The organism is Actinomadura sp. HBU206391, assembly GCF_014323665.1.
Taxonomy (GTDB): Bacteria; Actinomycetota; Actinomycetes; order Streptosporangiales; family Streptosporangiaceae; genus Actinomadura_C.
The window spans coordinates 1-2655 of sequence record NZ_JABVEB010000473.1; the positions used below are offsets into that span (position 1 = coordinate 1).

Sequence of the window (2655 nt, forward strand, 5' to 3'; positions counted from 1 at the left end):
GTGCTCGCGATCGTCCATGGCTTGCTCGCCGGACGTCAGCCGGCCATCTGGGTGACCTGGAGCTACCTGGTCTGCGTGGCAGGCGTCGGGGTCGCCCTGCTGGCCAGGGGCGTCGTGACGGTCCGCCCGCTCGGTGCCGAGGAGGAGCTGCCACAGGAGTCCCGGTCCAAGGCCGCGAAGCGCTCGGCCGCCCGCGCGGCGAGCCGCTCCGCGCAGCAGAACTCCGACAAGCGGGTCAAGGTGCCCCGGTGACCGGTCCGACGCTCATGGGCCCGATGGTCACGCACGTCGATGCACCCCGGTTGACGCTGGGATTCGACCGGTTCGAACGGCTCGACCTGGACCGGCACCGCGCGGTGCACGGGCGGCTCTACGAACCCCGGCTCAGCAAGCTGATGGCGATGGCCGACCGGGTCGACCTGCGCGGACGGGGCGGCGCGGCCTTCCCCTTCGCCCGCAAACTCAGGGCGGTCGGCCGGCACGTGACAGCGGGCGGCGGAATCGCGGTGGTGGTCAACGCCGCCGAGGGCGAGCCCGGAAGCTCGAAGGACCATGTGCTGCTGACCCGCGCTCCGCACCTGGTGCTCGACGGTGCCGTCATCGCGGCGCACGCCCTCGAGAGCAGAGAGATCATCATCGCGGTGGCGGGGAAGGGGCCCGCGCAGCGTTCGATCCGCGCCGCCATCGCCGAGCGCAAGCTCCCTGTGCGCCTGGTCGAACTTGAGGAACGGTTCATCTCGGGAGAGAGCGGCGCGGTGGTCCGGGCGGTCAACGGCGAGCCGGCGGTGCCGCCCGGCCGCAAGGTCCGCACCGCCGACTTCGGAGTCGGCGGCAGGCCCACGCTGCTGTCCAACACCGAGACCTTCGCCCAGCTCGCGGTGCTCACCTCGCTGGGCGTGGATCTGTACGCGGGCGTCGGCACCCGCGCCGAGCCGGGCACCGTCCTGATGACGGTGGGCGGGAGCACGGTCGTGGAGACCCCCACCGGGACCCCGCTGGGCACGGTCCTGGAGCGGTGCGGCACGACGCCTGGGCAGGGAGTGCTGGTCGGCGGCTACCACGGCGGCTGGCTTTCGCCCGAGACGGCGAAGCACGTGCCGGTCTCGCGGGCGGGGCTCACCGCCGCCGGCGGCACCTTGGGAGCGGGGATCGTGCTGCCCCTGTCGCCAGGGACGTGCCCGCTCGGCGAGGTCACCCGGATCACGACCTACCTCGCGGCGGAGTCGGCCGGCCAGTGCGGGCCCTGCCGACTCGGGCTGCCCGACGTCGTACGGGCGCTGAACGCACTCGCCGACGGCAGTGGCGGACCCGAGGGGGTGCGCCGCGCCGCGAGCATCGGCCGCGGCCGGGGAGCGTGCTCGCACCCCGATGGCACGGCCAGATTCGCGCTGTCGGCGATCGAGGTGTTCGAGCAGGACCTGCTTGTGCACGAGGTCCGTGGCGGATGCGGGCAGCCGGTGCGGGGCTTCCTGCCCCTGCCGATGGTCGAGGGCGGCGACAGCAGGCTGGCCGTCGACTGGACGCGCTGCGACGGGCACGGGCTCTGCGCTCACCTGGTCCCCGAGATGATCCGGCTGGACCGCAACGGCTACCCGATCGTGCTCGACACGGCGATTCCCGCCTGGGTCGAGGGCAACGCGCGGCGTGCGGTGTCGATGTGCCCGGCCCTCGCCCTGCGTCTCATGACTCCGAACGCCCGGACCGACAGGAAGAATTGATGGTACGGAAACGATGGCGCCCGGTCGGGCGCAAGCATCCGATGAAGCGGCGCAGCAGGATCTGGCTGGCCGCCCCCGTGGTCATGATCCTTCTCGCGGTCGGCTACGTGATCCTCCGCCCGCCGGTCTACCCGGCGGACGGCCAGACCGCGGAGAGCCGTCCGGGCGGGCGGGTCGAGACCCGCTACGGCCCGATGGAGGACTCCGACCGCGACCTGCTCGTCAAGGTCCGGCAGGCCGGTCTCTGGGAGGCGCCGACCGGGCAGCAGGCGCAGCAGCGCGCGAGCAGCCCGAAGGTGAAGGAGGTCGGCGCGCACCTCGCGATCGAGCACGCCGAGCTCGACGCCGACGTCCGCAAGGTCGCGGACCAGCTCGGCGTCGTGCTGCCGACCCGGGCCTCCGGCCAGCAGGAGGCGTGGATGGCTGAGCTGTCGGCGCTGCGCGGTGCCCCCTACGACCGCCTGTTCGTGCACAGGCTCCGGGTCGCTCACGGCAAGGTCTTCGCGATCATCGCTCAGGTGCGAGCGAGCACCGGGAACAGCGTGATCCGCGCCTTCGCCGAGCGCGGCCTCAAGATCGTCGCACGGCACATGCAGTATCTGGAGAGCACCGGGCTCGTCGACTTTCCGCGTCTTTACCGCGATGTCCATTGAACCCGGATTCCGGTGAACCCGTACTACCTCTCTTACGTACCCATTGGTGATCCCCGTCGGATCTGCAATGGAGGCGGAAGGAGTGTGGTGCCGTACCGAAAGCGCATCGGCGGCATGGTGAGACCCACTACCCGAATGTCGCCGAGTTCGTGACCCAGGATCGGTGGTGCGGGCTGCGATTCTCCCGTCCCGAGGGTCCACGGGATCCGCGCCTCGATGTCGGTCAAGGCGAGTCCTACCTCTTCCCCCAGGCAGGGTGGCCAGTTGAGTCGCGGCGAGTCCAG

At 71.5% G+C, this 2655-nt stretch carries 3 protein-coding genes; all 3 read left to right on the forward strand.

The genetic code is table 11. The annotated features are described in order from the left end of the window. On the forward strand, positions 1 to 252 hold a 252-nt coding region (locus HKK72_RS38470), incomplete at its 5' end, for a hypothetical protein (RefSeq protein ID WP_222721672.1). Continuing rightward, complete coding sequence (locus HKK72_RS38475) at positions 249 to 1718, forward strand: NADH-ubiquinone oxidoreductase-F iron-sulfur binding region domain-containing protein (protein WP_315987661.1); 1470 nt, start codon at positions 249 to 251, stop codon at positions 1716 to 1718. The genes HKK72_RS38470 and HKK72_RS38475, both read left to right, overlap by 4 nt. Next, positions 1718 to 2371, forward strand: coding sequence for a DUF4142 domain-containing protein (locus tag HKK72_RS38480; protein WP_187239305.1), 654 nt, complete (start codon positions 1718 to 1720; stop codon positions 2369 to 2371). Before HKK72_RS38475 ends, HKK72_RS38480 begins: the two co-directional genes overlap by 1 nt. Positions 2372 to 2655 lie beyond the last annotated feature (284 nt).

Bases quoted from the DNA above. Each gene is read 5' to 3' on its own strand.
- HKK72_RS38480 (WP_187239305.1), top strand. From the start codon at position 1,718: ATGGTACGGAAACGATGGCGCCCGGTCGGGCGCAAGCATCCGATGAAG.